This is a genomic window from Streptomyces sp. B1866 (genome assembly GCF_031932565.1).
Classification (GTDB): domain Bacteria; phylum Actinomycetota; class Actinomycetes; order Streptomycetales; family Streptomycetaceae; genus Streptomyces.
In genome coordinates this window covers 1-3,279 of record NZ_JAVSCF010000413.1, presented here as the reverse complement: position 1 = coordinate 3,279, position 3,279 = coordinate 1, and the positions used below count along the sequence as shown (strand labels likewise).

Annotated in this window: 2 protein-coding genes and 1 pseudogene; all 3 read left to right on the top strand. The window is 74.7% G+C overall.

Features of this window, described 5'->3' with window-relative positions:
- Positions 1-330: 330 nt before the first annotated feature.
- Positions 331-597: pseudogene (locus RKE29_RS28855) on the top strand (acylphosphatase); the annotation flags it as partial.
- 385 nt (positions 598-982) lie between these two features.
- Positions 983-1,189, top strand: coding sequence for a hypothetical protein (locus RKE29_RS28850; protein ID WP_312008654.1), 207 nt, complete (start codon positions 983-985; stop codon positions 1,187-1,189).
- Positions 1,190-1,717: 528 nt separating this feature from the next.
- Positions 1,718-3,279, top strand: a 1,562-nt coding sequence (locus RKE29_RS28845) for an AAA family ATPase (RefSeq protein ID WP_312008653.1), incomplete at its 3' end; no start/stop codon positions are given.

The following is a 3,279-nucleotide window of genomic DNA, read 5'->3' as shown; positions in this document are numbered from 1 at the left end:
CGGCTGCGTCGCGGGGACGGCCCGGCGCTCCGGCCCGTACGACCGCCGCGGCCCGGCCGCCCCGCCAGGCCCGCGCCTCGCGCCCCGTACGGCCGTACCCGCGACGCCTCGCCCGGCGTGACCCCTCCCGGCGTGGCCGGTTACCGTGCCCCCATGCCGACGACCCCGCCCCCGCCTGCCGACGAGCCGCCTGCCGACCAGCCGCCCGCGCCGGAGTCACCCGTGCGGGAGCCGGCCCCGGCGGACGCCGGGCAGGAGCCGCCCGGCCCGCACCGGAGGGGACCCGGGGCGGCCCCCGACGGACCCCCGTCACGGGCGGAGGCCCCCGCCCGCCTCACCGCCTGGGTGCGGGGCCGCGTGCAGGGCGTCGGCTTCCGCTGGTACACCCGGGCCCGCGCGCTGAGCATCGGCGGCCTGGCCGGGTTCGCCTCCAACCTCCCCGACGGCCGGGTGCAGGTCGTCGCCGAGGGCACACGCGAGCGCTGCGAGCACCTGCTCGCCTGGCTGCGCGGTGGCGACACGCCCGGAACGGTCAGTGGGGTCACCGAGATCTGGGACACACCGCGCGGCGGTTACCACACCTTCGACATCCGCTGAACCGCCCCTGCGCGAACCCCGGCGCGCGCGATCCCCCGCGCCGCCCCGCGACGTGCGCACAGCGCGTGTCACCGGCGAAAACGCCCCGATGGTTGCCAACGGGGCCGCGCCGTGCAAGGCTGCGGCCAGAAGGTCGTCCGCACCCCGAGCCGGCCCGCGCCGAAAGGGCGCCGAGACGCCGCCGAGCGGCATGTCCCTGGGCCGGCAGAGCGACACGAGCGTGATCGTGTTGACCGTCTACCCTTTTGGTGAGACGCTTGAAGCCCCGCACACCTTAACTGTTTGTCACCGGGCACGGTAGAGGTGGCGAGCATCGCGGGTGCAAATTTTCCCTCACGACCCACCACCGCTTCGGTCGGTCACTCAGTGTGGAGGACCATCCATCATGGCAAAGGCGCTTCTCGGTTACGTCGGCGGCTCCGACCCCCGAGTCCTCGCCGAGATGCGGCGGCTTCAGCAGCGTGTCCAGGACCTGGAGTCCGAGCTGGTCAGGATTCAGGCCGAAAACGACGCTCTGTCCGCCGCCGTACGTCACGGCGACTCGGTGCTCGACAGCATCGGGGTATCCCACCCGGAGCCTGCGCTCGCCTGACCCCGCCCCTGGGCGCCGGTCGGGTCGTGCCGTCAGCCGCTGAGAATCTGCAAGGGACGCTTCGGCGTCCCTTCGTCGTTTCCAGGACTGCCGCCGTTTCCAGGACTGCCGTTTTCAGGACTGCCGCCGTTTCTACAACTGTCGTTTCCGAGGCTGTCGTCGAGACTGTCGTTCCCGGGACCGCTTCCGTCGTTTCCCTCGGTGCTGCCGTCGGTACCCCCGTCGTCGGCGCCCCTGTCGTCCGGACCCGGCGCTCCCGTCCGGACCTCTTGTCCCCTGCGAAGTCTCCGGCTGCTGCGACGTCTCCGGCTGCGAAGTCTCCGGTGTGACCGGACTGCCCCGGCAGCGGCGCCCTTGCCGCTCCGTCGCCTCCGCTCGACCAGCCCACCAGCGCCCCCCGTTCTCGCCTTACGTCTGATGTGCCCTGCACCCTGACCGGTGAAACCGGGAAAACGGCCGACCGCCGCGCCACGGCGCGGGCCGCGCGGGCCGGATGCGCCGGGCGGCCGGGGGGTAGAGTCCGCTGGCGTGCACCTCAAGAGCCTGACCCTGCGCGGCTTCAAGTCCTTCGCCTCTGCCACCACGCTGCGCTTCGAACCGGGTATCACGTGCGTCGTCGGCCCGAACGGCTCGGGCAAGTCCAACGTCGTGGACGCCCTGTCCTGGGTGATGGGCGAGCAGGGGGCCAAGTCGCTGCGCGGCGGCAAGATGGAGGACGTCATCTTCGCGGGCACCACCGGCCGCCCGCCGCTGGGCCGCGCCGAGGTGTCGCTGACCATCGACAACGGCGACGGCGCGCTGCCCATCGACTACACCGAGGTCACCATTACGCGGATCATGTTCCGCAACGGCGGCAGCGAGTACCAGATCAACGGCGACACCTGCCGCCTGCTGGACATCCAGGAGCTGCTCTCCGACTCCGGCATCGGCCGTGAGATGCACGTCATCGTCGGACAGGGCCAGCTCGACTCGGTCCTGCACGCCGACCCGACCGGCCGCCGCGCCTTCATCGAGGAGGCCGCCGGCGTACTCAAGCACCGCAAGCGCAAGGAGAAGGCGCTGCGCAAGCTGGAGGCCATGCGCGCCAACCTCGCGCGCGTACAGGACCTCACCGACGAACTGCGCCGCCAGCTCAAGCCGCTGGGCCGGCAGGCCGCCGTGGCCCGGCGGGCCGCCGTCATCCAGGCCGACCTGCGCGACGCGCGGCTGCGGCTGCTCGCCGACGACCTGGTGACGCTGCGGGAGGCCCTGCGCGCCGAGGTCGCGGACGAGGCCGCCCTGCGGCAGCGCAAGGAGGCGGCCGAGGCCGAGCTGCGCGCCGCGCAGGCGCGCGAGTCGGCGCTGGAGGAGCAGGTCCGGCAGCTCGCGCCGCGGCTGCGGGACGCGCAGGCGACCTGGTACGAGCTGTCCCGCCTGGCCGAGCGGGTGCGCGGCACGATCAGCCTGGCCGACGCCCGGGTCACCAGCGCCACCTCCGCGCCCGCCGAGGAGCGGCGCGGCCGCGACCCGGAGGACCTGGAGCGGGAGGCGGCCCGGGTCCGCGAGCAGGAGGCGGAGCTGGAGGCCGCGCTGGAGGCGGCGAGCCGGGCGCTGGAGGACACCGTCGAGCACCGGGCGGAGCTGGAGCGGCTGCTGGCCCAGGAGGAGCGGCGGCTGAAGGATGCCGCCCGGGCGCTCGCCGACCGCCGCGAGGGCCTGGCCCGCCTGCAGGGGAAGGTGACCGCCGCGCGCGGCCGGGTGGCCTCCGGGCAGTCCGAGATCGAGCGGCTGGCGTCCGCGCGTGACGAGGCCGCGCAGCGGGCGGTCGCCGCGCAGGAGGAGTACGAGACGCTGAAGGCGGAGGTCGACGGGCTCGACGCGGACGACGCGGAGCTGGCCGCCGACCACGAGACGGCCAAGCGCGAGCTGGCCGACGCCGAGGCGGGGCTGGCGGCCGCCCGCGAGGCCGCCACCGGGGCCGAGCGGGAGCGCGCCGCCACCACCGCCCGCCACGACGCGCTCGCGCTCGGCCTGCGGCGCAAGGACGGCACCGGCGCGCTGCTCGCCGAGCGCGAGCGGCGCGCCGGCCTGCTCGGCCCGGCCGCCGAACT

Excerpts from the sequence above, each read along its gene's own strand:
- RKE29_RS28850 (WP_312008654.1), top strand. The coding sequence starts at position 983 with ATGGCAAAGGCGCTTCTCGGTTACGTCGGCGGCTCCGACCCCCGAGTC.